The following is a 25,605-nucleotide window of genomic DNA, read 5'->3' as shown; positions in this document are numbered from 1 at the left end:
GGGCGGTTACTCCATCGCGCCCAGAATGCGCGCAAGGTTCGAGAACCGCGCGATCAGGGCGAAAATTACAATGTTGATCACCATGAAGATCACCGCAATCGACGCAATGACCGGCGTGTACCCATAGCGCAGGGCGTTGAAAATCTTGATCGGCAAGGTCTCGACCGAGAAGCCCACGGTCATCAGCGCGATGATGTATTCATTCAGGCTGAGGACAAAGCAGAACGCAAACCCCGCAAAGGCAAAAGGGGCGGCAATCGGCAGGATCACCGTGCGGAAGACGACGGCGTTTGAGGCACCCATGGTCTGGCTGGCCTCGATCAGCGCGTGATCGACGCTTTCCAACCCCAGCGAGATCGTCACCAAAGGCAGGGCCAGCAGGAACACCGCGTGGGCGATGATGACATTGATCATCAGCCCGTTCAGACCAATTCCGGTGAAAAACAGCAGGAAGGCCAGCGCCATGATGACGGGCGGCAGGATGAACGGTGCCACCCCAAGCGCCAGCAGTGCCTTGGCATAGCGCAGCCCATAGCGCCACGCGAAATAGGCCACCGGCATCGCGATCAGAACCGAAAGGCTGGCCGAGGCAAAGGCGATGAACAGCGAATTTTTCAACGCTGTGAACCAATCATTTGCCACGAAAACCTCAGCGTACCAGCGGAAAGAAAAGCCGCGCGGCGGGAAGGCTAGGAACTTTTTGGCATTGAAAGACACGGCCGCGATCACAAGGATCGGCCCGATCAGATACAGCGCAAACAGCGCCAGATAGATGCTGCGCAATGCCCTCATGCCTTTTTCCCCGAGAATTTCGTGACCAGCCAGATCACAGTCGCGCTGAGAACCAGCAACACCACTGCCAAAGCCGAGGCAAAGGGCATGTTAAAGTTGAAAATCGCCTGATCCGTGATCAGCACCGACAGCGTCCAGTGTTCGGGCTTGCCCAGCACCTGCGGGACGATGATGGCGCCCAGCGTCAGCACGAACACCGTCACCCCGCCCGAGATGATCGCTGGCCGCGTAACCGGAATGATCACGGTGAAAAACGTCCGCAAGGGCGAGGCCCCCAGTGTGCGCGAAGCCTCGATCAGGCTTTTGTCCAACCGGCTGAGTGCGGGAAACAGCAGCAGAACCGAAAACGGCACGGTCAGATAGACCAGCGCGGCCACCACAGCGCCCGCCGAGGGCGTCATGGCAAAGCTTTTCTCAATCACCCCGATCCAGACAAGGATATTGGCCACGCCTGCGGTGCGGGACAGCAGGATTTGCCAGCTGAACGCGATCAGCACCTCGGACAGCGACAGCTGCGCCAGAATGTAGATCAGCCAAAAGGTTTGCGAGCGCGGCGGGAACGTGGTCAGGAAATAGGTGAAGGGATACGCGATCAGCAAGCTCAGCACCGCGATCAGCGCGCAAAGACCGGCCGAGAACAGCGCCCGTTCGATATAGAACCACGTCAGGAACCGTTCAAAATGCTGCAGGTCAAAGCTGGTGGCATAGCCTCCGTCATCGGTCGGGGTAGACACGCTGGTCAGCAGGATCAGGACAAAGGGGATCACGAAAAACGCCCCGATCATCACCGAGGACGGGATCAGCCCGATATAGCGGGAAAGCGCGCTTGTCTGCATCCCTCCCCCCTTACACCGCCAGCACGCTGCAGGCCGCAGCGGGCATTTCCACGTGGACCTGATCGCCCACTTTCACATTGGGCCAGTCCTTTGGCGTCAGGACCGAGATCACCTCGTGCCCGGCGCAATCCACCAAAATTTCGATCGTGGCCCCGATATCACGCACGAATGTCACTGTGCCGGTGACCGAATTGGCCAAATCCACGTCCGAGGGGTGATGCACGAACACCTCTTCGGGTCGGGTCATCAGTAAAACGTCATCACCTTGGGCAAAATGGCCTGTGTTGCCGCCCACCGTAAGATCGGTCCCGTTTACATGCACGCTGTCAGGTCCCGACATTTTTGCGGGCAACAGGTTGCTGGTGCCGATGAAACCGGCGACAAATTTGTCGACCGGGGTCTTGTAGATCTCCATCGGGGTGCCGGTCTGCAGCACCTGCGCCTTGCCCATGACCACGATCTGATCAGCCATCGTCATCGCTTCGGTCTGGTCATGGGTGACGACGACGGTGGTGATCCCAAGCTCTTGCTGCAGTTTGCGCAGCTCGATCTGCATGACCTCGCGCAGATTGGCATCCAGCGCCGACATCGGCTCATCCAGCAGAAACACCTGCGGATTCAGGGCCAAGGCCCGCGCGATGGCGACGCGCTGACGCTGACCGCCGGACAATTGCGAGATCTTACGATCCTCAAGCCCCGGCAGGTGAACCATGTCCAGCAACTGCCGTGCGCGGTCTTCGCATTCTGACCGGGAATGGCCCCGAATGCGCATCGCATAGCTGATATTTTCGCCCACATTCAAATGCGGAAAGAGCGCAAAAGACTGAAACACCATGCCGATATTGCGCTGATGGACGGGCACGCCGGTCAGGTCCTGATCCTCGAACCGGATCGTACCTTGCGTGGGTTCGTCCAGCCCCGCGATCATCCGCAGCAGAGTGGTCTTGCCACAACCAGACGGCCCCAGAAAACAGATCATCTCGCCGGTATTGAACTGAAGGTTCACATCTGTAACGGCCGTCACTGTGCCAAACTTTTTGGTGACGTTTTCGATGCTTAAACCTGGCATATGGGTCTTTTCTTTCAACAAGGGAAACGGCCCGCCCCACCTGCGCGGGACGGGCCAGTATCGTGAGTGGTGTTATCCCGCGATCATTTGGTTCCAGGTGTCGGAAATCCAGTTCGCGTGATCTTTGTAGATGTCATAGCGCGGCACAATCGGCGCCTTGGGGCTGCTGACGGCGGCCAGTTCTTCTTCGGTCAAATCGGTCAGGGCGGGATCGACGACCGGCGCGGTGCCTACGTTGCGCGACAACAGGGCCTGCGTTTCAGCCGCCGAGATGAAGTTGATGAATTCGTGAATCTCGTCGACCGGCTGGGCGTGTTCGGGCACGATCCAATAGCCCGAGTCCACAACCGCACCTTCTTTCGGGAAGGTGGACACAACCGGGAAGCCTTCGGCGGCAGCAAGGCCCGCCACATCGTGATAATACTGACCCATCGGAATCTCACCGTCCTGCAGCGCTTGCTGGAACGCGCCTTCGTCCTTGTACCAAAGCCGCACATTGGGGACGAGTTCGGACAGTTTGTCGAACACCTGCTGGATACCTTCCTTGGTGTCCAGAATATCCGTGCCACCAAAGAAAGTGGCCGCCGTCACCTCAAGCATGTGCGAGTTCGACGCCAGACCCAGCAGGCCGATTTGGTCCTTGTAGGTCTCATCCCACAGCGCGGCCCAGCTGTCCGGGGCCTGCGGGATTTCGTCCGAATTGGTGCACAGTGTGATGTACCACGACACCGCGCCAACGCCGTACAGGGTACCATCGTCATACCGGTCCTTGAACCGATCAGGCATGTTCGACAGGTTCGGAATTTTGGAATCGTCCAGCGTTTTGAACACTTTCTGATCTGCCCCGTGGCTGCGTGGGATGCCTGCCATCAGAGACACATCCGCCGGGGCGGTTTTGGCGCGAGCAGCGTTCTTGATCTGCACCAGCCACGTCTCACCGGTAGGTACGGCAACCGAGTTCACCTCGATCCCAGTGGCACTGGTGAATTCAGGGTAGATGAACTGCTTGAAGCTGTCTTCAAAGAAGCCGCCATAAGTTCCGACCTTCAGCGGTTGCGCCGCCTGAACGATGGCCGGCGCAGCCAGCGCGACAGCGCCGGTTGCGGCAGCGGTTCCCAGAAATCGGCGGCGTGAAAAGGTTTTTGGCATTGTGATCTCCTGTTGGTTTTGTTCAGTTGGCCCGGTTTTTGGGCAGGACGCACAGCATTTCATAGGCCAGGTTCGCCCCGATCAGCGCAGTACATCCGCTGACATCATACTGCGGTGAAACTTCGACCAGATCAGTTCCGACAAGGTTCAGCCCGGCACAGCCGCGCACGATCTCAAGCGCCTGTATATTGGTCAGCCCACCCATTTCGACAGTCCCGGTTCCGGGCGCATAGGCCGGGTCCAGACTGTCGATGTCAAAGGTCAGATAGGTTGGCGTATCGCCGACTTTGGCACGGATATCCTTCATCAGAGGGGCCAAAGACTTGTGCCAGCACTCCTCGGCCGGAATGACGGTAAAGCCCTGTTTGCGGCCCCAGTCAAAATCGTCGAGCGCATAGCCCGTGCCGCGCAACCCGATCTGAAACACCTTGTCATTCTGCAGCAGCCCATCTTCGACCGCCCGCCTGAAAGGGGTGCCATGCGCGATCTTTTCGCCGAACATCTCATCGTTCGTATCGGCATGGGCATCCACATGGATCAACGCCACCGGCCCGTGCTTGCGCGCAATGGCCCGCAACACCGGATAGCTCAGCGTGTGATCACCGCCCAGCGTGATTGGAACGACATCGTGGCTGAGGATCTCATCATAGGCATCAGTAATGATGTCCATGGTTTTCTTCAGATCAAACGTGTTGATCGCCACGTCGCCAATATCGGCCACCTGCATATTGGCAAAGGGCGCAGCCCCCGTGGCCATGTTGAACGGCCGCAGCATACAGCTTTCGGCGCGGATCGCGCGCGGACCATGCCGCGTTCCGGTCCGGTTTGAGGTCCCGATATCCATCGGTATCCCCACAAAACAAGCGTCCAGCCCCTGTGCCGTGTCCTGCGCCGGCAGCCGCATCATCGTGGTCCCGCCCCCGAAACGCGGCATTTCGTTCCCGCCCAGAGGTTGATTGAAATGCGGCCTTGCGGTGTCTGGCATTGTGGGTCCTGTCACGCTGAACATTCGATTTCCCTCGCACCCTAGCCAGACGTGAGCGGGCAAAAAATACCGTTACGCAAACTCTTACATTGTCATTTGGCAATGTAATCCCCCTCATAAATCTCTTCGAGAAGTGAAACAAACAGCTCGTTGACTTTGGGCAGGCTTCCCGATCTCGTGACGATCTGCATGGAGCAGGTATAGTCTTCGTTGGCGTTGGGCAGGCGCCGAACACGACCCTGCTGTTCGAGCGGGATGGCCAGATGCAGGGGCAAAAGGCCGATATAGGCGCCGCTCAGAACCAGGATCAGCTGTGCCTCAATCTCTTGCACGAACAGGTCCCGCTCGGACGGATTCAGGGTCTTCCGCCTTTGCTGATTCCAGTATCCGCGATGCACCCAGGCCTGGCGCGCAATGACATCTTCGGTGATCATTTCCGCCGGGGCATCAAACAAGGGATGCGCATCCGCACAATACAGCGCGTGGTTTTCCTGGTATAAATCCGTCAGGCCTAACCCGTTGCTGACATTGTCAAAACTGCCAAATCCGATATGATAACTTCCATCCAGAATACCCTGCAAAATCTCTTGCGGCTCCGAAATTGTAAGGTCGATCCGAACGGCTGGCGCGGCCTCGGTGAACCGTTTGATCGCCTGCGGCAGCTTGAAATTCGCGTCACTTGTGGTGGCATCTACCACCGCCAGCTTCAAACGGCCTACCAGATTGCCTTTCAACGCGGCCAGATGGGTCGAATGTTCATCCAGCGACCCAAGCAAAGCCATGCCGATCTGATGCACCATCTGCCCCTTCTCGGTCAGCAGGAACCCACGCCGTCCCCTTTGACATAGGCGCACGCCCAAACGCTCCTCTAACGCGGTAATGTGGTTCGAGATCGTGGGCTGGCTCAGGCCAAGTTCCACCTGCGCGGCCGAAAAGCCCCGATTACGCACAACACTGTCGAACACTGTCAATAAATGGATGTCTGAGCCGGTGATTTTCATCCTTGCATTGAGCCCGAGAAATGTATCCGTTTGCAACGCGCTATTTGTAAATATTGCCTTTCTGAATACGGTCGCGCGAAGAAAAGCTGAAAATTTGATCCAACAGCGCCAAAGTAAGGGGCCGGATATGAAAATCACCGCATTTCAGATGCAGGCGGGCGGCACCCCCGATGACCGGTTGTCTCAGTTGGAACAGGCCATGCGCGATGCCAAAGCGGACGGCACAGATTTGCTGGTCGCACCCGAACTGGCCATTTCCGGATATGGTCGCGGCGCCGCGTTGCGGACCCTGGCGCAACCAAAAGACGGCCTCTGGGTGCAAAAGCTGCAGCAGCTGGTGCGTGATCTCGGCATCAGCCTTGTCACCGGGTTCCCCGAAGCCGACGGCGACCAGCGGTACATCAGTGCCGTCATCATCAACAGCGCAGATCCAGATAGACCGCTGATCTATCGAAAGAACTGCCTTTACGGCGATTACGAGAAAGGGATTTTCCACACGCCCCGGCGGTCAACTATCCTGGCCGACATGCACGGCCTGAAACTGGGTTTTCTGATCTGCTATGACGTCGAGTTTCCGGAAAACACCCGCAGGCTGGCACAGGCTGGCGCGCAAGTGATTATCGTGCCGACCGCCATGGCCGAAGGACCTGCTGGCGCGTTCATTACCCAACATGTTGTTCCAGTGCGCGCCTTTGAAAATCAGGTTTTCATTGTCTACGTCAATCATGCGGGCATCGATGAAAGCTATAGCTATCAGGGCATGTCCTCGATCGTGGCCCCAGACGGGCAAAGTTTGGCCTTTGCACCGCAAGATTCAGCCGCTCTTATCTCAGCCCGGATCGATCCTGAGGAATATGCAAAATCCCGTGCGGACAACCCTTACCTGTCCGATACGCTGTCGCTTGAGCTGGCGCGCCCGTGACGCTGCGCATGACCGTTCAGAGACCACCAAAAGGATCGACCCTGCGCCAAACCTAAAATTTTCTGGGGAATGGTGCTGCTGGAGAGAATTGAACTCTCGACCTCTCCCTTACCAAGGGAGTGCTCTACCTCTGAGCTACAGCAGCGCTGTGGGCGGGTGATTAGACTCAAACGAAACGGGGCGCAAGGGTGTCTGGACGGTTTTTTTCGCCTCCTGTAGAGAAAGATTATGACAGATAAAAATTCACCAAAAAAACAAAGCAAATCCGGGGATGCGCGCGAAGCGCGGCTGAAGGCTGCGCTAAAGGCGAATATGGCGCGGCGCAAGGCGCAGGCCAAGGCGCGGGCGGTATCCGAGGACAAAGCTGATAAGGACGAGGAATAAGAGCAGATGGATTCGATTCTGGTAACAGGCAACGGGCCGCTAAACGGTCAGATACCGATCGCGGGGGCCAAGAACGCGTGTCTGACGCTGATGCCTGCGACATTGCTCAGCGAAGAACCGCTGACACTGACGAACGCGCCCCGGCTGAGTGACATCAAGACAATGACAGCCTTGCTGCAATCGCTGGGGGCCGAGGTCTCGGCGCTGCAGGACGGTCAGGTCATTGCCATGTCCAGTCATGATCTGACCAGCCAGCGGGCGGATTACGATATTGTGCGCAAGATGCGGGCCTCCAACCTGGTTCTGGGCCCCTTGCTGGCACGCTTTGGTCGGGCCGTTGTGTCCCTGCCCGGTGGCTGCGCGATCGGTGCGCGCCCGATGGACCTGCATGTCGAAGGGCTTGAGGCGCTTGGGGCCGAGATCGAACTGAAGGACGGCTACCTGCATGCCAAGGCGCCCGGCGGGCTGAAAGGCGCGGTGCATGAGATGCGTTTTGCTTCGGTCGGGGCGACCGAGAATATCGTCATGGCGGCGACGCTGGCCAAGGGCACCACGGTTCTGAAAAACGCTGCGCGCGAGCCTGAGATCGTCGATCTGGTCGAATGCCTGCGCAAGATGGGCGCACAGATTTCGGGCGAAGGCAGTTCGACCATCGAAATTCAGGGCGTGGATCGCCTGCACGGAGCGACCCATCAGGTTGTGACAGATCGGATTGAGCTGGGTACTTACATGCTGGCCCCTGCCATTTGCGGCGGCGAGGTTGAGCTGTTGGGCGGACGGATGCGGTTGGTCGACTCCTTTGCTGAAAAGCTGGACCTTGCCGGGGTCAGCGTGACGGAAACGGAAAAAGGGCTGAAGGTTGCACGCAAAAACGGCCGCGTGCGTGCTGTGGATGTGGTGACCGAGCCCTTCCCCGGTTTCCCGACCGATTTGCAGGCGCAGATGATGGCGCTGATGTGCACTGCCGAAGGTGTGTCCGTTCTTGAAGAACGCATTTTCGAGAATCGCTTTATGCACGCGCCCGAACTGGTGCGTATGGGCGCGAATGTCGAGGTGCATGGTGGCACCGCCACCGTAACAGGTGTTGAACGCCTGAAAGGCGCGCCAGTGATGGCGACGGATTTGCGGGCTTCGGTCTCGTTGATTCTGGCCGGGTTGGCGGCCGAAGGGGAAACCACGGTCAGCAGGGTCTATCATCTGGACCGCGGATATGAGCATGTGGTGCGCAAGCTGGAAGGCGTGGGTGCCAAAATCGAACGGATCAAGGGACAATGACAGACGCAAGTTTTCACGATGGGCGCGAGGCCCCGCTGAACCTTGGGGCCGAGGATGCGGATGACCTGCAGGTGATCTCGACCCTGACGCAGGATGCCGTTTTCCCGGTGACCGAGATGACATGGCATCCATCGCAGCGCCGCTTTGGCCTGCTGCTGAACCGCTTTCGCTGGGAAGACAAAGACGCCGCCAGCCGCCGCGACCGCCCGTTCGAGCGTGTGCAGTCAGTATTGGTCTTCGATTCAGTGCTGTCAGTGGCCAGTCAGGGGATCGACCGCAGCGACAAGGACATGATCCTGTCCTTGCTGTCCGTGGATTTCGAACCCGGCGAAGATGGCGCAGGTCAGGTGTTGCTGACTTTGGCCGGTGACGGGGCCATTCGCCTGCGGGTCGAGGCGGTGGACGCGACGCTCAAGGATGTGACGCGCCCCTATCAGGCCCCTTCCGGTCAGGCCCCGCATCATCCTGAATAAACGAAGTACAAGCGCGCCAATACTGCGCGTTTGCAACCTGCGACACATAGCGAGGGTTGAGACCACGCAACCCCGGCGATATGTCCGGGGGGAAACGCCCCCGGAGAGCCAGACAATGCCCGTTTTCCTTGATACCACCTCATCCGAGTTTGAAGCCGCTTTCCAAGACCTGCTCTCGGCCAAGCGCGAAGACAGCCCGGATGTGGATGCCGTCGTCGCCGAAATCATCGAGGATGTGCGCAGCCGGGGCGATGCCGCCGTTCTGGAGTTGACCGCGAAATTCGACCGGCTGGACCTGACTCCGGAAACCCTGGCCTTTTCCGCAGCCGAAGTGGCCGAGGCGGTCGCGCAGGTCTCGGACGCTGACCGCGCCGCGCTGGAACTGGCCGCAGACCGCATTCGGGCCTATCACGAAAAGCAGATGCCCGAAGATCAGCAATGGACTGACGCAGCCGGGGCAACCCTGGGCTGGCGTTGGTCGGCGGTGTCGGCGGCGGGGCTGTATGTGCCGGGCGGGCTGGCCTCTTATCCGTCGTCGGTTCTGATGAACGCCATCCCGGCGAAGGTGGCGGGCGTTGAGCGGCTGGCCATCGCAGTGCCGACACCGGACGGGCACGTGAACCCTCTGGTCCTGTTGGCTGCGCAATTGTCGGGTGTGGATACGATTTACCGGATGGGCGGCGCACAGGCGATTGCGGCACTGGCCTATGGCACTGAAACCGTGAAACCCGTGGACAAGATCACCGGTCCGGGCAATGCCTTTGTCGCGGCAGCCAAACGTCGGGTCTTTGGCAAGGTCGGGATCGACATGATCGCGGGTCCGTCCGAGATTCTGGTCATCGCCGACAAGGACAACGATCCAGACTGGATCGCGCTGGACCTGCTGAGCCAGGCCGAACATGACGAAAGCGCGCAGTCGATCCTGATCACCGATGATGCCGCCTTTGGCCAGGCCGTGGCCGGGGCTGTCGACAAGCGGCTGGAAACCCTGCAGCGCCGCGCCATCGCCGGGGCCAGCTGGCGCGACTTTGGTGCCGTGATCACCGTGCGTGATCTGGACGAGGCCGCCGCCCTGTCAAACCGTATCGCCCCCGAGCACCTTGAGCTTTGCGTCGCGGACCCCGTTGCACTGAGTGAGAAGACAATTCACGCAGGCGCGATCTTTTTGGGCCAGTACACGCCCGAAGCCATCGGTGACTATGTGGGCGGGCCCAATCACGTGCTGCCCACTGCACGATCCGCCCGGTTCTCTTCCGGTCTCAGCGTCATGGATTTCCTCAAACGCACGACCCTCAGCCAGATGACGCCCGAAGCCCTGCGCGCCATCGGCCCTGCGGCTGAGCAACTGGCGACATCAGAAAGCCTTGAGGCACATGGCCTGTCCGTGACCGCGCGGCTGAAACGTCTCAACGGCTGATGTGACGCAAAGGCGCGTGCAATGTGGCGTTTCTGCGCGTTGCCGAATGCCTGACCGTGTTATAGGTCTGGGCAGACCCGAAAAACTGTGACCGTAAAGATGAGCCGCATTTCGCATATCGAACTGGATGACAGAAACCTGCCCCCGCCGACCCCCGAGATCGAGCAGGAGCGCAAGGTCGCCATCTTTGACCTGCTGGAAGACAACAGCTTTGCCCTGCCCCAACGGGATGAGCGTGTCGTGCCGGATGGCCCCTATCACCTGCAGCTGTCGATCCGCGACAAACGGCTGGTTTTTGACATCGCCACCGAGGCCGCAGAAAAAGCGGCCGAATTCCACCTGTCCCTTGGCCCGTTCCGGCAGGTGGTCAAAGACTATTTCCAGATCTGCGAAAGCTATTTCGACGCGGTGAAATCCCTGCCGCCCAGTCAGATCGAAACCATCGACATGGCCCGGCGCGGCATCCACAACGAAGGCAGCCGCGTGTTGCAGGAACGCCTGGAAGGAAAAGCGGAGATTGACACAGACACCGCCCGCCGCCTGTTCACGCTGATCTGCGTGCTGCACTTCGGGGGGTGACGGGTGACGCCTCTGCCGCAGTCGGTTTTGTTTTGCTGCGACCACAACTCGGTCCGGTCCCCGATGGCCGAAGGCATCATGAAGAAATTCTATGGCACCGGCACCTATGTGCAATCTGCCGGTGTCCGCAACGATCTTGAGATCGACGGTTTTTGCATCGCGGTGTGTCATGAGATCAATGTCGAGCTGTCGCGCCACAGAACCCGGTCCTTTGATGAGATGCAGGAATGGGGCGATGACCTCAGCTCGTTCGACCTTGTGGTGGCTCTGTCGCCTGCCAGCCAGCGCCGTGCGCTGGAATTAACCCGGATTTTTCACCTGGATGTCGATTATTGGCCAATAATGGACCCTACCGGACTGGGCGAGAGCCGCGAAGAAAAGCTAAATCACTACCGACAAACCCGCGATCAGATCATCAAGCATCTCAAAGACCGCTGGGGCGAACCAACGGAGTGACCATGAACCAGACCGTCGAAACCTATTTCCAAGCCTTCAACGCAGGTGATGTTGACGGCATGCTGGCCTGCCTGTCCGACGACGTGGCCCATCACGTCAACGAAGGCCAGATTCGTGTCGGCAAAGAGAAATTCGCAGCCTTCTGCGACCACATGAACCGCTGCTACCGCGAAAACCTGACCGACATCGTGGTGTTCGACGCCCAGAGCGGCACCCGCGCGGCGGCCGAATTCATCGTGAACGGCACCTATCTGCAAACCGACGAAGGCTTGCCCGAGGCGCATGGCCAGACCTACCGCCTGCCCGCGGGGTCATTCTTTGACCTGAAGGACGGCAAGATCACCCGCGTGACCACCTTCTACAACCTCGCCGACTGGACCAAACAGGTCTCAAATGGCTGAGGTCACTGACGTCCGCCCCCTGACCGGAGCGGCGCTTGAGACCGCTCTGGACGATGTGGCCCGCCTGCGGATTGAGGTGTTTCGCGTCTGGCCGTACCTTTACGACGGCGATCTGGAGTATGAGCGGAAGTATCTGCAATCCTATCGCGACAGCGCGCGCGCCATTGTCGTCGGGGCGTTCGACGGCGACCGCCTGATCGGCGCCTCAACCGGAGCGCCCCTGACCGACCATGCCGACGATTTCGCCGCCGCGTTCGAAGGAACAGGTCTGGACCTGTCCGAGATTTTCTACTGCGCCGAATCCGTTCTGCTGCCGGACTATCGCGGACAAGGCGTGGGCCATAAGTTCTTTGACCTGCGCGAGGGTCATGCCCGTGCGCTGGGTTTCAAAAAATGCGCCTTCTGCGGCGTCCAGCGCCCGGCTGATCATCCGATGCGGCCCGAAAACTACCGACCTCTGGATGCCTTCTGGCACGCGCGAGGTTATGGGCCGCTGCCCGGTGTGGTCGCGCAGTTTTCGTGGAAGGACGTAGGGGAACAGGCCGAGACCCAGAAGCCGCTGCAGTTTTGGATACGGGATTTGTAGGTACTCTTTGTCTGCTACGCAGACTTTGCCGCCCATGTTTCCGGATCGGCGCCGCGGAGATAAACTATGCAAACCTCTTGGGGTATTAGCCAATTTCTGCTGACTTATTACTCCGCAAGTTCAAATAGATCTGCTGTTCTCTTTCTTCTTGTTCTGTAAAGCACCTATCTGGAAATCCGCCGGGTTTATATAGCCCTAACTCTTGAAAATCGTAGTTTTTTTGCATGGCTTCGTGATCCGTTTCTGCCGAGAACGAATACAGCAGCTCGGCATTCGGACTTACACTAGCGCGCAGCTTGTCACTGGCTTCACTTACCGGGCTGCATTCAAAGCTGTGGTATTTTTCGCATTTCCATATCTCAAAAACGAGTTTCGCCATTGTTTCACCTCAGCATATGCCTCATCCAGTCGCACGAATGTCAGCTCCGAGCAATGCCAAAACCGGGCCCAAAGCGGAATCGGTCATTCAAAACCCTCAGGGTCGGGATTGGGCTATACAGCCCGCAAACTCACACCTAAATTTTGCCCGAAAATTTGAACCGCAAGGAACACCCTATGAAAGTCGCAACTGCTGCCTACACCCTCGATTGGCTCGACAGTTGGGCCCAGTATGAGGACAAGCTGGATCGCTGGGTCAGCGACGCCGCCAAACAGGGGGCCGAATTGCTGGTCTTCCCCGAATATGGCGCGATGGAGTTGTCGACGCTGGATGGGGCTGAGGTCGCGGGCGATCTGGAGCGGTCGATCCGCGCGGTCTCTGACAGGATGGAAGACGCCCAAGCGCTGCATCGGCGTTTGGCGCACGAATACAACACCTACATTCTGGGCGCGTCTGCTCCGGTTACAGATGGGCCGGGGCGTCCGGTGAATCGGGCCGAATTGTACGCGCCCGATGGTGGGCAGGACCATCAGGACAAGCAGATCATGACCCGGTTCGAGCGTGAGGACTGGGACATCGCCGCCGGTGGCCCGTTGAAACTGTTCGACACAAAGCTGGGCAGGATCGGCGTTCTGATCTGTTACGACAGCGAATTCCCTCTGCTGGGCCGCGCGTTGCGCGAGGCTGATCTGATCCTCGTCCCCTCGTGTACCGAGGCATTAGCGGGCTATTGGCGCGTTCGGATTGGGGCCATGTCACGGGCGCTGGAAAATCAATGCGTTACGGTGATGGCATCGTTGGTCGGGAACAATGACTGGTCCGAAGCCGTGGATATGAACACCGGCACTGGCGGCATCTTTGGCCCGCCAGACAAAGGCTTCCCCCCCACCGGGGTACTGGCCGAAGGTACTCTGAACCAGCCCGGCTGGACCTATGCGGACATTGACCTGTCCGCCATTGCCGAGGTTCGCGCCAATGGCCATGTCCTGAACCGAACCCATTGGGAGGAACAATCCCCCCGAGTCGAATCGGTCACAATCTCGGCCGTTTAGCGATTCCGGCCTTGAAATAAGCCCGAAATAGGCTCATTTAAGCGCACATCCTCGCAGATTCTGCGAGTGCAACGTAAATGTGGAGACAACATGGCCAAGGAAGATACGCTCGAATTTCCCGGTGTCGTGAAGGAACTCCTGCCTAATGCGACGTTTCGGGTCGAGCTGGAAAACGGCCATGAGATCATCGCACATACGGCAGGCAAGATGCGCAAGAACCGCATCCGTGTTCTGGCCGGCGACAAGGTTCAGGTCGAGATGACCCCCTATGATCTGACCAAGGGTCGGATCAACTACCGCTTCAAGTAACGCCTGCCAAAATGGCGTTTATCTTAGGATCGGGCAGCCCAAGACGGCTGGACCTGTTGGCCCAGCTTGGCGTGCAGCCCGATGCCATCCGCGCGCCCGACATCGACGAAACACCCCTGAAGGACGAGCTGCCGCTACCCTATTGCAGCCGCATCACGCGCGCCAAGGTTCAGGCGGTTCAGGCCGATGGCGATGACATCACCCTGTGCGCCGACACTACGGTTGCGTTGGGTCGCCGTATTCTGGGAAAACCCGAAAATGCCGGTCAGGCGGCGGAATTCCTACATGCCCTGTCCGGTCGTCGGCACCGTGTGATCACCTCGGTCGCTGTGCGCCGTGGCGATCGGGTTCTGCAACGCGAAGTGGTTTCCCAGGTCAAGGTCAAGCGCCTGTCGGATGTTGAGATCAACGCCTATCTGGCAACCGGCGATTGGCAGGGCAAAGCAGGCGCTTATGCGATCCAAGGCCCCGCTGGTGCCTTCATCCCGTGGATTTCGGGCTCATTCACCGGTATCGTTGGCCTGCCCCTGTCTGAAACCGCCGCCCTTTTGCAAGGCATCGGCTATCCCCTGTATCGTGAGGCATCATGAAGGGTCGCACCATCGTTCTGGACCATATCGACAACCGCGAAGCCGCTGCCTTGATGGTGGATGGCAAGCTGGACGATTTCCTGATTGCCGCAGACGCCCCTGCCCCCGGCACTATCTATCGCGCCCGCGCCGACCGTCCGGTCAAAGGTCAGGGCGGTATGTTCCTGACAACCCCGGACGGCCCCGCCTTTCTGAGACAGGTCAAGGGCCTGCCCCCCGGCGCAATGAAACTGGTTCAGGTGACCGGCTATGCCGAACCGGGCAAGGCGCTACCGGTCACGGATCGCATTCTGTTCAAAAGCCGCTATGCGATTGTCACCCCCGATGCGCCGGGTTTGAATATCTCGCGCAGCATTCGGGATGAGGATGAGCGTGACCGCCTGCTTGAGATCGCGCATGAGTGTATGGAGGGCAGCGACTATGGCCTGATCCTGCGGTCCTGCTGCGCAGGTGAGGACGCAGGTGAAATCGCCGAAGATATCAACGCGATGCTGGTCCACTCCGAAGAGGTGCTGAACGACGCCGGTACCGAGCCCGGGATGTTGCTGGCGGGCGACGGCCCCCATGTTCTGGCCTGGCGCGACTGGACCGACCCGGCCGAGGTTGTGACCCAGTCCGGAGGGTTCGAAACCCACACCGTGCTTGAAGCGCTGGACGTGGCGCGTGGTATCACCGAACCGCTTCCCGGCGGCGGGCATCTCTATATCCAACCCACACGCGCCATGGTAGCTGTTGACGTGAACACAGGGTCAGACACGTCGCTGGCGGCGGGGGTCAAAGCCAATTTTGCCTGCGCCAAAACTCTGGCCCGCGCGCTGCGCATCCGCGGCCTTGGCGGGCAGATAACCCTGGACCCAGCTCCGATGCCCAAGAAGGACCGCCGCGGCTTCGAATCCGCACTGCGCGCCGCATTCAAAGTCGATGGTATCGAAACCACTCTGGCCGGCTGGACCCCGTTGGGGAACTACGAATTGCAGCGGAAACGGGCCCGTATCCCCCTTGCGGAGATCTTGAAATGAGCTGCCCGATCTGCGGCGACGAGGCTGTCGTCAAATTCCGCCCGTTTTGCTCAAAACGTTGTGCCGACATTGACTTGGCCAAATGGCTGAACGGGTCTTACGCCGTTCCATCCCAGCGCGAAGAAGAGATGGACAGTGACGTTTCGGATGAAGAAACCGGGCAAGTTCGGCCACATTGAAAAAATGTCAAAAAGCCTCTGGACACTGCCGGTAGCAAGTCATAGAACGCCTCCACCCATCGGCAGTCGCCGTTCCCGTGCCCGGGTAGCTCAGGGGTAGAGCAGTGGATTGAAAATCCTCGTGTCGGTGGTTCGATTCCGCCCCCGGGCACCACTACACTTTCCAGATTGAATAATATCAATGGCTTAGATGGGCTTTTTGTCCCACCGCTATGTGCGGGCGGGAAAAGTGGGACAATTTTGTTCTTGGTTTGGGCTTTTCCGAACCCTTCTCGCGGTGTCCTGTCGTGTACAATGGCCTTCGTTCCATATCTCGTCCTGTGGATAACTTTGACGTCGTCCATTCACGTAAGGCGGGATGCTGTATAGTCTTGTTTTTTCACTTTAACATCAAGTAATTGGAGGAGCATGTGCCTGACGACAAGCAACCGTATGAATCTATTGATGCGTTCATCGAGAACACCCTGGGAACCAAAGTGCGAGACCGCGCCGACACGCCAACGTAGTACGCCGCCTCGCGACGGTTTAAGCCGCGCGGCATGAAGGGGTGCTTATGATGCTTTGCAGGCTGCATTTCCGTGCGGCGGGCGCACGGGGTTTCTTGTCGATACAAAATACTAGGGCTGCTACCGACGGCTTTTTATGAAGCGGCGGAGCGGGCCTTCCTTGCCAACGATGCGGATCATGTCAAAATTGCCGTTCCCCATGACATTGTAGTCCATGATCAAATCGCGCTCGTGCAAATAGGCGGCAACCGGGTTCAGACGGCGCGCCTCCCAGCCATAACGCTCTGCTATTTCGCCGCAATCAGATGGAAAGTCTTCATCATTCATAATGTCCGCAGCGAGCCGCAGGGCATCGTCTCTCGTGTCCCACTCCATCCAATGGCGATCAAATTCTGCAAACAGCGCGCCCTTTACCAGAACATGGATGGATGTGTCTTTAAAGAATGGCGAGAGTTCAAACAGCGCGTCTTGCGTGTCGTCCAGGCTCAAACCGGTTTGCTCTGCTATGTCCTCAGCGTTGATCTGCGGGTCTGCGAACCTGCCATGCCGGGACTGTCGCACGAACAGCTTGGCAACGGCATTGGCTGCGGGAGAATAGCCAGTCTCAGTCTCTTCTGAGGACACAACTGCATCCGGCTTGGGGCCGATTGGCGGTTTGCGGGTAACACCGTGAATATCAGAAATCAGCTGGGAAATATCGCCGTCATCGCCAATCTCGGGTGCATGCATGCCGGACAATAAAGGCGGCAGCTCCGATGCTGGAAGCTGATAGCGTATCGGCAGAAACCGGCATTTGCTATTGAGCCTGCGTACCAGTCCTGCATCCATTTCCTGATTGACCCAGGGCTTTTTGATGGATTCAGGCGTTAGCAAGACCAGAAAGTGAGTGCACTCACCAAGACCCTCGTCGATCTTTTGACGCAGGCTGTCACCAGCGTTGATACACCACTGGTCCCACCAGGTATCTATGCCGTTTGATTGCAGGGTCTGTGCAACATTGCGGGCAAGTTCCATGTTCTCATGGGTGTAGGACAGGAAAACCTTTGGAATGGTCGTATCGCCAGCGTCAATTTGCTCTTCCAGCATCTCATCATCTTCCATCCGGGATCGCACGGCCTCGATAAGGGCCGGTGAGCCTTCAACATGCATAGAGAGACTATCAAGGGACTCTCCGCGCATGACGATTGTCGGAAATTCTCCCGTCTTCGGATCGCGGATCGAGCCAATCTTTTCCCGTATCTGTCCTGCAATGGCTTCGAGCATTGCCGCTTCCAGTGCGTCAGCAATGTTCTCAGGTTTGACGCGGCGACCGCCGATCTCGAAACTAATCATTACTCTGCCAGGCCTCTCTTTTTCTTGTTGAAAACATACAGAAGCCTTGGCTCTTTGCCGAGAATTCAGACAACCATACTTGCTTGAATTTTATCACTTAATCTTCTGGTTGAACAAGTGATGTCCTAGCGGTTTTACGGGTCCTGCGGCTTCAGCCGAAAGCCCGGATAGGCGAAAGCCTTGCTGATGGCCTCGCAGTGCGCCCCAGCGACACCTTCGCGGCGCGCGGTTTCATACCAGGTCGCTTTGATCTGCTCTTCCATCCCGTCGATAATCGCTGTGGCTTCGTCCGAGGTGAGGTGGAAGCGGGCGGATTGCGAAAGCATGTTCTCCGCATTCGCGTACCGGCCATAGTCTCCGCAGGTCATAGCAAGGTCGCGCCGTTCTTCGCTGATCGGTATCGAAGGTGTCAGATCGTAGGCCGCTGAAAGCCGCCAATCCTTGTCTCTCGCAATCGCTGCATGGTTGCGCGGGTGATCGTCAGTATTCGAGATCAGCGCGTTGAAGACCATGCGCGCAAATAGCTCGCGCGCGTCATCCCTGGGCCGCGCGCTTAGGCGGCGCAGCTCTTCGGCAAGCAGCACATAGGACCAGCGGTCACGATGCTGATGCGTGTCCTCTGTGCGCAGGATCGTCAGGCCGCTCATCATGCGGGCGCGCAGATAACCTTGATCAGTGCGTTCGCGGTCAAAGCGTTTGACCAGCAGAACATCGCGATCACCAACGCTGGCGACGCGGCTTTGTGCCGTCTGGAGGCCGCAGGCACGGGCGAGCTCAAGCATCGCGTGCTCCACGCGCGCGTAGTTCCATTTATCATCAGGTCTGTTGAATTTTGCGATCCACAGGCCCTCATCATCTTCGACCACGGCCTTCGGACGGGCACCGCCCATTGAGGTACCGATCAACATCAGGTCCTCGACCTGTCCGGCTTCCGGCCCGTCAGGAACGTCCTCTCCGTCTATGATCGCATCGGCGAGCCCGATCAGCTTTTCCAGATCGAGTGTCTTGTTGAACTTTCTTTGCGGTGCGGGCGGTTTTGCTCCCAGACCAAAGCCGAGCGCTCCAGCACGGTCATCAGGCGCATAGAGCAAATAATCGATCTCGCCCAGCTGCGGCATGCCCGCGTGTTTTTCGATGACGCGCCGCCCCCAATAGTCGGGCCCGGCATCACGCAGCGCGCCAAACACGCCTTTTAGGGCTGCGGTCTGATAGGTCGTGCCCGTCAGCTTGAGTTCGATCGGATCGATCGGCACTGCATCCGGGTTATCGAGATAGCTTTTGCCATAGACGAAACGACCGACCGGCACACCTGTCCGGTCCGGTTCCAGCACGAAACGCCCCGCTGTTACGAAGCTGTTCGTTCCGGGCAGCATGATATAGACAAAGCATTCGCTAGCGCCGGGCTTAGAAGTCATTGTCGAGCCCTTTGCCGGAGCGTGCCCGCTCGCGGCCACTTAGTTGGTCAAGAGCAAGGCCCTCGCTGTCGGTTAGCGGGTCGGCAAGCTCCTTGAACGGGTGCAGCAGGTCATAGCTCCATAGCAGCGCCGTATAGACCGCCATGCCGGTCGCGAGCTTGCCTTTTTCAGCGTCCATGACGGCGCGCGGGCCGGTGCCAATCTTTTCGGCGACCTGCTCAATGGTCAGGTTGCGGCGCAGCCGTGCTGTGCGGAGATTGGTGCCCAGCCGTCTGATGGCCTGTTCGACCTCATAGGGCGGTGCTTCCAGGAGAAGGTTCTTTCTTGCCATGTGCTTTCTAAAGCCTCTTATCGTTATTTTACTGCCTTTTAAAGCATACACTTATTGGCAGATATTGTCAAAAAAATGCCTTTTAAAGCACTTTTGGCGTCGTAAGTCGCTATATAAAGCAGTTTTCAGCGATTCACTGGACAAATCCTGATCCGAACTCGAAAAGTATCAGAATCTGATACTTTCTGCGGATAAATCCGGTAGGGCGCGCCCTGCGTGGCCTTTGGCATAGCAGGACCGGGCTCTCGTAAACCAAGCCCGCTTTTGTAGCGGTCTCGGCCATGCGGCTTTGATCCCTCGCGCTTTGGTGCGTGACGGTCTTCAGGTGTCTTCCTGTTCGTTTTCGAAAGTAGGGGCCGCGTTCTGGCCGGACGCGCCGCCCTGTCAACGGTCAGGGCCGTTCCCTCGCATGCGCTCGTGACAGCGCGGCATGTAGGATGGGGGCCGAGGGCGCCGAGGCTAGGATGAAATGACTTAGCGGGCAGATATTGGCTCTGAAGACTGCAAGCCGTTCAATGGAAATGCCTATTGCGATGGAATGAACCGACTTGGTAGTGCTTGCATAGGAACCTAGGAAAATTGTAAATCCTTGTGTCGGCGGTTCGATTACGCCCCCGGCACCACTATAACCACACGTATTTCGTCGTTCAGACGATCCCCAATTATGCGTCACCAGGTGATCCGGATCGGCGACATTGCCCAGACCATTGTTGCCTCTTTGTCCGTGTGGTTGCGGAAACGGTGCGCGATCCGTGAGGGGTAAGAAAAACTGTCCCCTTCGCGCAGCACGATCACCTCGTCACCCAAGTGCAACTCGACCTCGCCGGTCAAGATAATCGCGTGTTGTTCACCCTCAAAGGAATAGCCTTCTAACGGCTCAGGTGGGGTGCCAGCGCCCGGGCGGAAGCGGGACAGTATCATGTAGCAATCACCCGCAAGCGTGCTGGACAAAAGCTCATCCTCGAACCCCAACTCTTCGGTCGACCGGGTGTACATTCCTGACAACGCGCGGCGATTTTCGGCCCTTACAACATGCTTGCGCTCAAGCGGCCCCTGACCGGTCTTTTTAGGGAAAAACCAACTTGGATCAACGGACAGCGCTTTGCTGATTTCGCCCAGTAACTCTGACGAAACCTTCGCCGATCCCAATTCAATCCGACTGAGGTAGGCTTTTGAGCAGGACACCTCATTTGAAAGATCCTGCAAGGTCAGACCGCGGGCTTTGCGCACCTCGCGGATTTCACTGCCAAGCCGTTGGGCATCACTCTGGTCGACATCCTGATCCATAACACTCCACTAATGGTTTTCAGTTGACTTTTCGAGAGAAAATCAACTTAGTTGAAAAGCGAACAAAAAATCAACTAATCGCCACTGTTTGGGAGGACACCATGCGCTTTGATCTGATTGCTAATTTTAGCCCTGGTGAGACGATTCCCTGGGCTCGTACGCTGGAAATGATCCTCGAACAGTGTTCGCTGGCCGAGCAGGCTGGTTTCACAACCGCATGGTTTACCGAGCATCACTTTGCCCACAACGGGTACATGAATGCGCCGCCCAACCCGATCCAGATGGGCACCCATGTCGCCGCACATTGCAAGAAACTGCGGGTCGGAACAGCCCCCATCATTTTGCCGGACTGGCATCCTTTGCGCGTGGCTGAAGATGCCGCGATGCTGGACAATATGACCCAAGGCCGGTTCGATTTCGGCGTTGCCAAGGGCATCAACGAACGCTCGACCCTCCAGTTCAACAAGGATGCGGACCGGCGCGACAATGCCAAGGTGATGCGGCTGTATCAGGAGAGCCTTGAGATTATCCTGAAAGCCTGGACCAACGAGGCATTCACCCATCGCGGCGAATTCTATCAGTTTCCCGTCCCCGGCTGGAAAGAGACCAACCGGTTCTTTGACCCTCTGGACCCGCGTTATCACGGTGAGGATGGCGAATACAAAGCGATGTATGTGCATCCGCGCCCATATTCCGACCCGCATCCGCCGGTCTGGCTGATGTCGAATGCCCCGCCGACATTCAAACTGGCTGGCGAGCGTGGCTGGGGTGTGATTTCGATGGCGGCAGGACCAAAGGCGACGCTGGCCTGTTGGGAACCTTATCGTCAGGCCCTGTCGAAACGCGAAGGGCGCGAGGTGAAGCTGGGCGAAGGCGTTGGTGTCTGTACAGCCTTTTACGTCGGTGAAAGCATGGAAGAAGCGGTGAACACGATCCGCGGTCCGATCAATGCTTATTACGAATTCCTCGGCGGCTCGCGTCCCAAGGGCGAATGGACCAAGCACGGTTACCTGGATGTCGGCGAAGAGATGACCTCCGAAGATGAGGATATGGACTGGTTCGACTTCCTCAATAAACGCGGGATCATAGTGGTGGGCGACGCCGAATACGTCGCGGATCGGTTTGCGGAACGGCAGGAAACCATCGGCCTCGATCACCTTATGCTGATGCAGCAATACACCGGTGTGCCCTACGAAAAGATCCTGGCCAGTTGGCATCGTTTGTTCGAACACGTCGTCCCAAGGTTTGGCACGCAGTCCATCGCCCAGAAAAGGATTCTGGAACATGCTTGAGATTTGGGGGCGTCCCTATTCATCAAACGTCATTCCGGTGATCTGGACCGCGAATGAACTGGGGTTGGAGTATACGCTGCAATTGGCCGGGGGCAGCTTTGGCAAGCTGGACACCGAAATGTACGCACAGATCAATCCCAACAAGATGATCCCGGCGATCCGTGACGGGGATTTTGCGCTGTGGGAGAGCCTCGCCATCGTGCGTTATCTCTGTGACCGCTACGGCGCAGGGACGCTCAGCCCCGCCGACATTCAGACCCGCGCGATTGCGGATCAGTGGATGGAGTGGTCGGCCAGCCGCGCCTTTGGGCCGGTGATCTATCTGTTCTTTGCAACGGTGCGCACGCAACCCGATCAGCGTGATCCCGAAAAGATCGCCAAGCTGCGCGATGAAGCGCATGAGGCCCTGACCATTCTGGATCGGCATCTTACGGATCGCACCTATGTCTGCGGCGACAGCTTTACGATGGCGGATATCCCATTGGGATGCGTGGCCTACCGCTATTTCAATGTCGAAGTCGACCGCCCGCCCTTGCCGCATGTTGAGGCATGGTATCAACGGCTGGCAGAGCGCCCCGCCTATCAGGCTCACGTCATGCGCCCGTTCGGGACCAACCCCGATGAATGGGCTGCTTTGGAAAAAGCCTGTGCCAGCGAAGGAGTGCTATGATGGATATCCGAGACTATCGCCGCGCCCTTGGCGCCTTTCCAACAGGGGTGACCATTGTCGCCGCCTATGACGCGGACGGCGCGCCATGGGGTCTGACGGCCAATTCCTTTACCTCGGTCTCGTTGCAGCCGCCGGTGATCTCGGTTTGCATCGCAAAGTCAGGCCGGGTGTTCCCGACGCTGTCGCAATCGGCTCATTTCGCGGTCAACATCCTGTCGGCCGATCAGAAAAACCTTGCCATGCACTTCGCCAGCGATGTCGAAAACCGGTTCACCGACACCGAGTGGACACCGGGCAGCGAGACGCCTTTGATCCCAGGTGCCTCGGCGCAATTGGAATGCACGGTTCACGGCAGGGTCGATGCAGACGATCATGAGATCCTTCTGGGCCGCGTCATCAACTACACCCATGTGCCCGTTCCACCACTTGTCTTTTGCCGTGGCGCATTCTTCTCTGCGCCCCAACCCGAGGCTTTGTCATGAGCGATCATCTGACCTACCACACCCGTTTCGGCCCCGATGAGTTCGACGCGCAATACAACCTGCGGGCCGGACGACCGGATTACGAAGCCACCGTCATTCCGGCCTGGAGCCGCGACAGCGAGGCCGCGCGCGCCTCATCCGATTGCAGCCTCGATATCCGTTACGGGGAAGGCGAGAAGCAAAAGCTGGATGTTTTCCGGTGTCAGTATGTGGATGCGCCAACGCTGGTCTATGTGCATGGCGGCTATTGGCAGCGTGGCGACAAGTCGATTTACAGCTTCATCGCTCCGCCCTTTGTCGCGGCTGGGATCAATGTTGTGGTCATCGGCTATGATCTTTGCCCATCGGTGACCATCACCCGTATTTCCGAAGAAATCCGCGAAGCCTTGGCATTTATCTGGCGCAATGCGCGTGATCTGGGCCTCAATCCGGACAATATCACCGTGATGGGCCACTCGGCCGGAGGTCACATCACTCAAATGATGATGGCGACCAACTGGCCTGCGTTTGACGATGATCTTCCTACGGATCTGCTCAAATCCGGCATCCCGGTGTCACCGCTTAGCTACCTCGAACCGGTGCGTCTGACAGAAGCGCTCAATGCCGGCATCCGGATGACCCCCGAAGAGGCCGAGGCCGAAAGCCCGATGACCAGCCATCCCCCAGTTACAAATGCACCGCAACTGGTCGTTGTCGGTGGCGCAGAAACGGACGAATTCCACCGTCAAGCGCGCATGTATGTCGAAAAATACGAAACCGCAGACCGCCAGATTGGCCTCTATGTCGTGCCCGACGTCGATCATTTTGACGAACTGAACACGCTGGTTGACCCGGCAAGCCCCTTCTTCAAACACACGTGCTCTATGCTTCAAGGAAAAGGACCACACGCATGACTGCTTTGACCCGAGATCTCGTCGACTCTGTCGGTGATGCCTTCAACGCCAATGACATCGACGCCGTGATGAAGCACTTCGCCGAAGATGCAACATTTGACCACGCCGTCGGCCCCGAAGAGCATGGCGTGCGCCTTGAAGGGGCCGAGACAATCCGCGGGGCCTTTTCCGCGTTGTTCGAAAAAGTCGAGAACGTCCACTGGGAAACGCTGGATTGCGCAATTTCCGGCAACAAAGCCTATTGTGAATACCGCCGCACCGCGACGCATAAGGATGGCACAAAAGAAGAGTTTCTCAGTGTCGATATCCTGACCTATCGCGACGGGCTGATCGTACACAAAGACACGTATTATAAACAGCGAACCAGCTAACGAGCCGCCTTAGCCCTCCGTTGACCACGCAGCGTTATCGTCGCTCTGTTCCCACCCGGACATAACGCTGCGCCGTTTCAAGAACCTTGGTGCCCAATCAGGGTCGGATACCTTGTCCCTAGCAACCGATGCGCGCTCAGCCGGGTGGTAAATGTGTCTCGAGAAACGTGGTCAGTGCTGTCCAGTATTCCTTGCCATTGCCACTAACAAGCGCGGATGCGCCGTGACGCCCCCGGCCTGCTGGCGTAAACCCGGTGACGGGGCCGTCGATTTTCGCCGCGAATGGCTTCCACTGACCCGTTTCATTTCGAGCCGATGTAAGAAACACGGGTGCATTCAGCGTGCCAAGCCGTTTTGAGACATAGTCTTTGCCACCGAAATACTCACCCGGAGAAAACGCCATGACGGCATCTGCGAAACCTGCATCTTCCGCAGCCAGCACAAGAACCAAACCCGCAGAGTAAGAAGACCCAAGGACCCCGATTTTTCGCGCGTTTGCGTTTTGACGTGCCCAGGCTGCTGCTGCCTTCATGTCGGGGATGGCGGCAGTGTAGGCCACATTGCCCCCTGCCCTGGCTGCTGTTTCGTTTTTGACACCGCTAAACCTGCCGCCGGACCGCTGATCGACGGCTAGCGTCGCATAACCAAGCCCGTTCAGGCGCCGGGCAATCTCGGTATATTCACCCCGGCTGGCCCCGGCCATGTGAAACAGGACGAGAACGGTGTCATAGGTTTTGGAGGGCTTTTGGAATTCGGCGGTGACAACAACCCCATCTTGGGCCTTGAACTGTACAGTTTCGGCAGCGGCAGCAGCGCTTACCAGCATTGCGCAAACAAAGATAAGGAATGATCTGATCATGGGAACACCGTGAGGATTGGCAGACAGGGCAACAGATCTTCCGTTTGATGCTCCGGCGCGCCCGTCAGAGCCGGGACCATTTTTACGGACAGATCGGGTTCTCAAAACGCCGGGCTAAACCGTGTTCAACCCGACGCGATGGCATTAGCTGCCACTGTTGCGAAAGCTGTCTTCGAATTCGCGTGTTTGGTTTTCGGCGCTGCCACCGGTTGGGCCATCGCAGGCGGCCACAAAGAACAGGCTGGCGGTGATAAGGGCGGCTCGGATCATGTGTTTGCCTTTACATTCGTTGCAAGGATGCAACCCCAGGGCTG

32 protein-coding genes and 2 tRNA genes are annotated in these 25,605 nt (G+C 58.1%); 20 read left to right on the top strand and 14 right to left on the bottom strand.

Features of this window, described 5'->3' with window-relative positions:
- Window positions 1-6: 6 nt before the first annotated feature.
- The 6 genes from ACR0J5_RS00770 to ACR0J5_RS00745 all read right to left on the bottom strand — a co-directional run bounded on the left by ACR0J5_RS00770 (window position 7) and on the right by ACR0J5_RS00745 (window position 5,832).
- The gene (locus tag ACR0J5_RS00770; RefSeq protein ID WP_170755832.1) at window positions 7-792 is read right to left on the bottom strand and encodes an ABC transporter permease; all 786 of its coding nucleotides are present in this window, start codon (window positions 790-792) and stop codon (window positions 7-9) included.
- On the bottom strand, window positions 789-1,628 hold the full coding sequence (locus ACR0J5_RS00765) for an ABC transporter permease (RefSeq protein WP_480649951.1): 840 nt from the start codon (window positions 1,626-1,628) through the stop codon (window positions 789-791). The genes ACR0J5_RS00770 and ACR0J5_RS00765 overlap by 4 nt, the downstream gene beginning before the upstream one ends.
- Before the next feature lie 10 nt (window positions 1,629-1,638).
- A complete protein-coding gene (locus tag ACR0J5_RS00760) occupies window positions 1,639-2,697 on the bottom strand; it encodes an ABC transporter ATP-binding protein (protein ID WP_480649950.1) in 1,059 nt (352 codons plus the stop codon).
- 72 nt (window positions 2,698-2,769) lie between these two features.
- On the bottom strand, window positions 2,770-3,846 hold the full coding sequence (locus ACR0J5_RS00755; RefSeq protein WP_480649949.1) for an ABC transporter substrate-binding protein: 1,077 nt from the start codon (window positions 3,844-3,846) through the stop codon (window positions 2,770-2,772).
- Between the two features lie 22 nt (window positions 3,847-3,868).
- On the bottom strand, window positions 3,869-4,831 hold the full coding sequence (speB, locus tag ACR0J5_RS00750) for an agmatinase (protein ID WP_480649948.1): 963 nt from the start codon (window positions 4,829-4,831) through the stop codon (window positions 3,869-3,871).
- Window positions 4,832-4,923: 92 nt separating this feature from the next.
- Window positions 4,924-5,832, bottom strand: coding sequence for a LysR family transcriptional regulator (locus ACR0J5_RS00745; protein WP_480649947.1), 909 nt, complete (start codon window positions 5,830-5,832; stop codon window positions 4,924-4,926).
- Between the two features lie 127 nt (window positions 5,833-5,959).
- On the opposite strand from ACR0J5_RS00745, the gene ACR0J5_RS00740 reads away from it, so the two are divergent.
- Complete coding sequence (locus tag ACR0J5_RS00740) at window positions 5,960-6,754, top strand: carbon-nitrogen hydrolase family protein (RefSeq protein ID WP_480649946.1); 795 nt, start codon at window positions 5,960-5,962, stop codon at window positions 6,752-6,754.
- Between the two features lie 70 nt (window positions 6,755-6,824).
- Here the strand turns inward: ACR0J5_RS00740 and ACR0J5_RS00735 are convergent.
- Window positions 6,825-6,899 (bottom strand) — tRNA-Thr (locus tag ACR0J5_RS00735).
- A gap of 83 nt (window positions 6,900-6,982) precedes the next feature.
- Here ACR0J5_RS00735 and ACR0J5_RS00730 point away from each other — a divergent pair.
- The 8 genes from ACR0J5_RS00730 (at window position 6,983) to ACR0J5_RS00695 (ending at window position 12,325) form a co-directional block, all read left to right on the top strand.
- Entirely contained in the window at window positions 6,983-7,138 is a 156-nt protein-coding gene (locus ACR0J5_RS00730; protein ID WP_480649945.1) for a hypothetical protein, read from the top strand.
- A 6-nt stretch (window positions 7,139-7,144) separates the two neighbouring features.
- A complete protein-coding gene (gene murA / locus ACR0J5_RS00725) occupies window positions 7,145-8,413 on the top strand; it encodes a UDP-N-acetylglucosamine 1-carboxyvinyltransferase (protein WP_480649944.1) in 1,269 nt (422 codons plus the stop codon).
- Window positions 8,410-8,886, top strand: a complete 477-nt coding sequence (locus tag ACR0J5_RS00720) for a DUF2948 family protein (RefSeq protein WP_480649943.1) — start codon at window positions 8,410-8,412, stop codon at window positions 8,884-8,886. The genes murA and ACR0J5_RS00720 overlap by 4 nt, the downstream gene beginning before the upstream one ends.
- A gap of 115 nt (window positions 8,887-9,001) precedes the next feature.
- Window positions 9,002-10,303 carry a histidinol dehydrogenase gene (hisD, locus tag ACR0J5_RS00715; protein ID WP_480649942.1) on the top strand — a complete coding sequence of 434 codons (1,302 nt, stop codon included), beginning with the start codon at window positions 9,002-9,004 and terminating at the stop codon, window positions 10,301-10,303.
- A 99-nt stretch (window positions 10,304-10,402) separates the two neighbouring features.
- A complete protein-coding gene (locus ACR0J5_RS00710; protein ID WP_480649941.1) occupies window positions 10,403-10,882 on the top strand; it encodes a UPF0262 family protein in 480 nt (159 codons plus the stop codon).
- Window positions 10,883-10,885: 3 nt separating this feature from the next.
- Window positions 10,886-11,338, top strand: a complete 453-nt coding sequence (locus ACR0J5_RS00705) for an arsenate-mycothiol transferase ArsC (RefSeq protein ID WP_480649940.1) — start codon at window positions 10,886-10,888, stop codon at window positions 11,336-11,338.
- Window positions 11,339-11,340: 2 nt separating this feature from the next.
- Window positions 11,341-11,739, top strand: a complete 399-nt coding sequence (locus ACR0J5_RS00700) for a ketosteroid isomerase-related protein (protein WP_480649939.1) — start codon at window positions 11,341-11,343, stop codon at window positions 11,737-11,739.
- Window positions 11,732-12,325, top strand: coding sequence for a GNAT family N-acetyltransferase (locus ACR0J5_RS00695; protein ID WP_480649938.1), 594 nt, complete (start codon window positions 11,732-11,734; stop codon window positions 12,323-12,325). Before ACR0J5_RS00700 ends, ACR0J5_RS00695 begins: the two co-directional genes overlap by 8 nt.
- A gap of 85 nt (window positions 12,326-12,410) precedes the next feature.
- On the opposite strand, the gene ACR0J5_RS00690 is transcribed toward ACR0J5_RS00695, so the two are convergent.
- Complete coding sequence (locus ACR0J5_RS00690) at window positions 12,411-12,704, bottom strand: hypothetical protein (protein ID WP_480649937.1); 294 nt, start codon at window positions 12,702-12,704, stop codon at window positions 12,411-12,413.
- Window positions 12,705-12,880: 176 nt separating this feature from the next.
- On the opposite strand from ACR0J5_RS00690, the gene ACR0J5_RS00685 reads away from it, so the two are divergent.
- From ACR0J5_RS00685 to ACR0J5_RS00660, 6 genes are all read left to right on the top strand, one after another.
- Window positions 12,881-13,756, top strand: a complete 876-nt coding sequence (locus tag ACR0J5_RS00685) for a carbon-nitrogen hydrolase family protein (RefSeq protein ID WP_480649936.1) — start codon at window positions 12,881-12,883, stop codon at window positions 13,754-13,756.
- Window positions 13,757-13,846: 90 nt separating this feature from the next.
- Window positions 13,847-14,065 carry a translation initiation factor IF-1 gene (gene infA / locus ACR0J5_RS00680; protein WP_005978431.1) on the top strand — a complete coding sequence of 73 codons (219 nt, stop codon included), beginning with the start codon at window positions 13,847-13,849 and terminating at the stop codon, window positions 14,063-14,065.
- 11 nt (window positions 14,066-14,076) lie between these two features.
- The gene (locus tag ACR0J5_RS00675) at window positions 14,077-14,655 is read left to right on the top strand and encodes a Maf family protein (RefSeq protein ID WP_480649935.1); all 579 of its coding nucleotides are present in this window, start codon (window positions 14,077-14,079) and stop codon (window positions 14,653-14,655) included.
- The gene (locus tag ACR0J5_RS00670) at window positions 14,652-15,674 is read left to right on the top strand and encodes a ribonuclease E/G (RefSeq protein ID WP_480649934.1); all 1,023 of its coding nucleotides are present in this window, start codon (window positions 14,652-14,654) and stop codon (window positions 15,672-15,674) included. Before ACR0J5_RS00675 ends, ACR0J5_RS00670 begins: the two co-directional genes overlap by 4 nt.
- On the top strand, window positions 15,671-15,853 hold the full coding sequence (locus ACR0J5_RS00665; RefSeq protein WP_480649933.1) for a DNA gyrase inhibitor YacG: 183 nt from the start codon (window positions 15,671-15,673) through the stop codon (window positions 15,851-15,853). Before ACR0J5_RS00670 ends, ACR0J5_RS00665 begins: the two co-directional genes overlap by 4 nt.
- A 79-nt stretch (window positions 15,854-15,932) precedes the next feature.
- A tRNA-Phe gene (locus ACR0J5_RS00660) sits at window positions 15,933-16,007 on the top strand.
- 472 nt (window positions 16,008-16,479) lie between these two features.
- Here ACR0J5_RS00660 and ACR0J5_RS00655 read toward each other — a convergent pair.
- From ACR0J5_RS00655 to ACR0J5_RS00640, 4 genes are all read right to left on the bottom strand, one after another.
- Window positions 16,480-17,691, bottom strand: coding sequence for a toll/interleukin-1 receptor domain-containing protein (locus tag ACR0J5_RS00655; RefSeq protein WP_480649932.1), 1,212 nt, complete (start codon window positions 17,689-17,691; stop codon window positions 16,480-16,482).
- Window positions 17,692-17,825: 134 nt separating this feature from the next.
- Window positions 17,826-19,106 carry a type II toxin-antitoxin system HipA family toxin gene (locus ACR0J5_RS00650; RefSeq protein ID WP_480649931.1) on the bottom strand — a complete coding sequence of 427 codons (1,281 nt, stop codon included), beginning with the start codon at window positions 19,104-19,106 and terminating at the stop codon, window positions 17,826-17,828.
- Window positions 19,096-19,437, bottom strand: a complete 342-nt coding sequence (locus tag ACR0J5_RS00645; protein ID WP_480649930.1) for a hypothetical protein — start codon at window positions 19,435-19,437, stop codon at window positions 19,096-19,098. The genes ACR0J5_RS00650 and ACR0J5_RS00645 overlap by 11 nt, the downstream gene beginning before the upstream one ends.
- A gap of 669 nt (window positions 19,438-20,106) precedes the next feature.
- Window positions 20,107-20,724: a helix-turn-helix domain-containing protein gene (locus ACR0J5_RS00640; RefSeq protein WP_480649929.1), complete on the bottom strand. Its 618-nt coding sequence runs from the start codon at window positions 20,722-20,724 to the stop codon at window positions 20,107-20,109.
- 101 nt (window positions 20,725-20,825) lie between these two features.
- Between ACR0J5_RS00640 and ACR0J5_RS00635 the strand changes: the two genes are divergently transcribed.
- The 5 genes from ACR0J5_RS00635 to ACR0J5_RS00615 are packed head-to-tail and all read left to right on the top strand — an operon-like array spanning window position 20,826 to window position 24,432.
- Window positions 20,826-22,016, top strand: coding sequence for an LLM class flavin-dependent oxidoreductase (locus ACR0J5_RS00635; RefSeq protein ID WP_480649928.1), 1,191 nt, complete (start codon window positions 20,826-20,828; stop codon window positions 22,014-22,016).
- The gene (locus ACR0J5_RS00630; RefSeq protein WP_480649927.1) at window positions 22,009-22,686 is read left to right on the top strand and encodes a glutathione S-transferase family protein; all 678 of its coding nucleotides are present in this window, start codon (window positions 22,009-22,011) and stop codon (window positions 22,684-22,686) included. The genes ACR0J5_RS00635 and ACR0J5_RS00630 overlap by 8 nt, the downstream gene beginning before the upstream one ends.
- Window positions 22,683-23,168, top strand: a complete 486-nt coding sequence (locus ACR0J5_RS00625; RefSeq protein WP_480649926.1) for a flavin reductase family protein — start codon at window positions 22,683-22,685, stop codon at window positions 23,166-23,168. The genes ACR0J5_RS00630 and ACR0J5_RS00625 overlap by 4 nt, the downstream gene beginning before the upstream one ends.
- Window positions 23,165-24,061: an alpha/beta hydrolase gene (locus tag ACR0J5_RS00620; protein WP_480649925.1), complete on the top strand. Its 897-nt coding sequence runs from the start codon at window positions 23,165-23,167 to the stop codon at window positions 24,059-24,061. The genes ACR0J5_RS00625 and ACR0J5_RS00620 overlap by 4 nt, the downstream gene beginning before the upstream one ends.
- Entirely contained in the window at window positions 24,058-24,432 is a 375-nt protein-coding gene (locus ACR0J5_RS00615) for a nuclear transport factor 2 family protein (protein ID WP_480649924.1), read from the top strand. The genes ACR0J5_RS00620 and ACR0J5_RS00615 overlap by 4 nt, the downstream gene beginning before the upstream one ends.
- 136 nt (window positions 24,433-24,568) lie before the next feature.
- On the opposite strand, the gene ACR0J5_RS00610 is transcribed toward ACR0J5_RS00615, so the two are convergent.
- Window positions 24,569-25,291, bottom strand: a complete 723-nt coding sequence (locus ACR0J5_RS00610) for a serine aminopeptidase domain-containing protein (protein WP_480649923.1) — start codon at window positions 25,289-25,291, stop codon at window positions 24,569-24,571.
- A 144-nt stretch (window positions 25,292-25,435) separates the two neighbouring features.
- Complete coding sequence (locus tag ACR0J5_RS00605) at window positions 25,436-25,561, bottom strand: hypothetical protein (RefSeq protein ID WP_480649922.1); 126 nt, start codon at window positions 25,559-25,561, stop codon at window positions 25,436-25,438.
- Between the last annotated feature and the right edge of the window lie 44 nt (window positions 25,562-25,605).

The organism is Ruegeria sp. BE1 (assembly GCF_056538885.1).
The sequence above is the reverse complement of the archived record's forward strand: the minus strand, read 5'-3'. Positions and strand labels throughout refer to the sequence as shown.

What these genes read in the sequence shown, in the direction of transcription:
- ACR0J5_RS00740 (WP_480649946.1), top strand. Translation starts at nt 5,960, where the DNA reads ATGAAAATCACCGCATTTCAGATGCAGGCGGGCGGCACCCCCGATGAC.
- ACR0J5_RS00640 (WP_480649929.1), bottom strand. Translation starts at nt 20,724, where the DNA reads ATGGATCAGGATGTCGACCAGAGTGATGCCCAACGGCTTGGCAGTGAA.
- ACR0J5_RS00695 (WP_480649938.1), top strand. Translation starts at nt 11,732, where the DNA reads ATGGCTGAGGTCACTGACGTCCGCCCCCTGACCGGAGCGGCGCTTGAG.
- ACR0J5_RS00690 (WP_480649937.1), bottom strand. Translation starts at nt 12,704, where the DNA reads ATGGCGAAACTCGTTTTTGAGATATGGAAATGCGAAAAATACCACAGC.
- ACR0J5_RS00745 (WP_480649947.1), bottom strand. Translation starts at nt 5,832, where the DNA reads ATGAAAATCACCGGCTCAGACATCCATTTATTGACAGTGTTCGACAGT.
- ACR0J5_RS00625 (WP_480649926.1), top strand. Translation starts at nt 22,683, where the DNA reads ATGATGGATATCCGAGACTATCGCCGCGCCCTTGGCGCCTTTCCAACA.
- ACR0J5_RS00610 (WP_480649923.1), bottom strand. Translation starts at nt 25,291, where the DNA reads ATGATCAGATCATTCCTTATCTTTGTTTGCGCAATGCTGGTAAGCGCT.
- ACR0J5_RS00605 (WP_480649922.1), bottom strand. Translation starts at nt 25,561, where the DNA reads ATGATCCGAGCCGCCCTTATCACCGCCAGCCTGTTCTTTGTGGCCGCC.
- ACR0J5_RS00665 (WP_480649933.1), top strand. Translation starts at nt 15,671, where the DNA reads ATGAGCTGCCCGATCTGCGGCGACGAGGCTGTCGTCAAATTCCGCCCG.
- ACR0J5_RS00630 (WP_480649927.1), top strand. Translation starts at nt 22,009, where the DNA reads ATGCTTGAGATTTGGGGGCGTCCCTATTCATCAAACGTCATTCCGGTG.
- ACR0J5_RS00685 (WP_480649936.1), top strand. Translation starts at nt 12,881, where the DNA reads ATGAAAGTCGCAACTGCTGCCTACACCCTCGATTGGCTCGACAGTTGG.
- ACR0J5_RS00760 (WP_480649950.1), bottom strand. Translation starts at nt 2,697, where the DNA reads ATGCCAGGTTTAAGCATCGAAAACGTCACCAAAAAGTTTGGCACAGTG.
- ACR0J5_RS00645 (WP_480649930.1), bottom strand. Translation starts at nt 19,437, where the DNA reads ATGGCAAGAAAGAACCTTCTCCTGGAAGCACCGCCCTATGAGGTCGAA.
- ACR0J5_RS00635 (WP_480649928.1), top strand. Translation starts at nt 20,826, where the DNA reads ATGCGCTTTGATCTGATTGCTAATTTTAGCCCTGGTGAGACGATTCCC.
- ACR0J5_RS00650 (WP_480649931.1), bottom strand. Translation starts at nt 19,106, where the DNA reads ATGACTTCTAAGCCCGGCGCTAGCGAATGCTTTGTCTATATCATGCTG.
- ACR0J5_RS00675 (WP_480649935.1), top strand. Translation starts at nt 14,077, where the DNA reads ATGGCGTTTATCTTAGGATCGGGCAGCCCAAGACGGCTGGACCTGTTG.
- murA (WP_480649944.1), top strand. Translation starts at nt 7,145, where the DNA reads ATGGATTCGATTCTGGTAACAGGCAACGGGCCGCTAAACGGTCAGATA.
- ACR0J5_RS00615 (WP_480649924.1), top strand. Translation starts at nt 24,058, where the DNA reads ATGACTGCTTTGACCCGAGATCTCGTCGACTCTGTCGGTGATGCCTTC.
- ACR0J5_RS00720 (WP_480649943.1), top strand. Translation starts at nt 8,410, where the DNA reads ATGACAGACGCAAGTTTTCACGATGGGCGCGAGGCCCCGCTGAACCTT.
- ACR0J5_RS00670 (WP_480649934.1), top strand. Translation starts at nt 14,652, where the DNA reads ATGAAGGGTCGCACCATCGTTCTGGACCATATCGACAACCGCGAAGCC.
- ACR0J5_RS00710 (WP_480649941.1), top strand. Translation starts at nt 10,403, where the DNA reads ATGAGCCGCATTTCGCATATCGAACTGGATGACAGAAACCTGCCCCCG.
- ACR0J5_RS00655 (WP_480649932.1), bottom strand. Translation starts at nt 17,691, where the DNA reads ATGATTAGTTTCGAGATCGGCGGTCGCCGCGTCAAACCTGAGAACATT.
- speB (WP_480649948.1), bottom strand. Translation starts at nt 4,831, where the DNA reads ATGCCAGACACCGCAAGGCCGCATTTCAATCAACCTCTGGGCGGGAAC.
- ACR0J5_RS00765 (WP_480649951.1), bottom strand. Translation starts at nt 1,628, where the DNA reads ATGCAGACAAGCGCGCTTTCCCGCTATATCGGGCTGATCCCGTCCTCG.
- ACR0J5_RS00770 (WP_170755832.1), bottom strand. Translation starts at nt 792, where the DNA reads ATGAGGGCATTGCGCAGCATCTATCTGGCGCTGTTTGCGCTGTATCTG.
- infA (WP_005978431.1), top strand. Translation starts at nt 13,847, where the DNA reads ATGGCCAAGGAAGATACGCTCGAATTTCCCGGTGTCGTGAAGGAACTC.
- hisD (WP_480649942.1), top strand. Translation starts at nt 9,002, where the DNA reads ATGCCCGTTTTCCTTGATACCACCTCATCCGAGTTTGAAGCCGCTTTC.
- ACR0J5_RS00700 (WP_480649939.1), top strand. Translation starts at nt 11,341, where the DNA reads ATGAACCAGACCGTCGAAACCTATTTCCAAGCCTTCAACGCAGGTGAT.
- ACR0J5_RS00755 (WP_480649949.1), bottom strand. Translation starts at nt 3,846, where the DNA reads ATGCCAAAAACCTTTTCACGCCGCCGATTTCTGGGAACCGCTGCCGCA.
- ACR0J5_RS00620 (WP_480649925.1), top strand. Translation starts at nt 23,165, where the DNA reads ATGAGCGATCATCTGACCTACCACACCCGTTTCGGCCCCGATGAGTTC.
- ACR0J5_RS00730 (WP_480649945.1), top strand. Translation starts at nt 6,983, where the DNA reads ATGACAGATAAAAATTCACCAAAAAAACAAAGCAAATCCGGGGATGCG.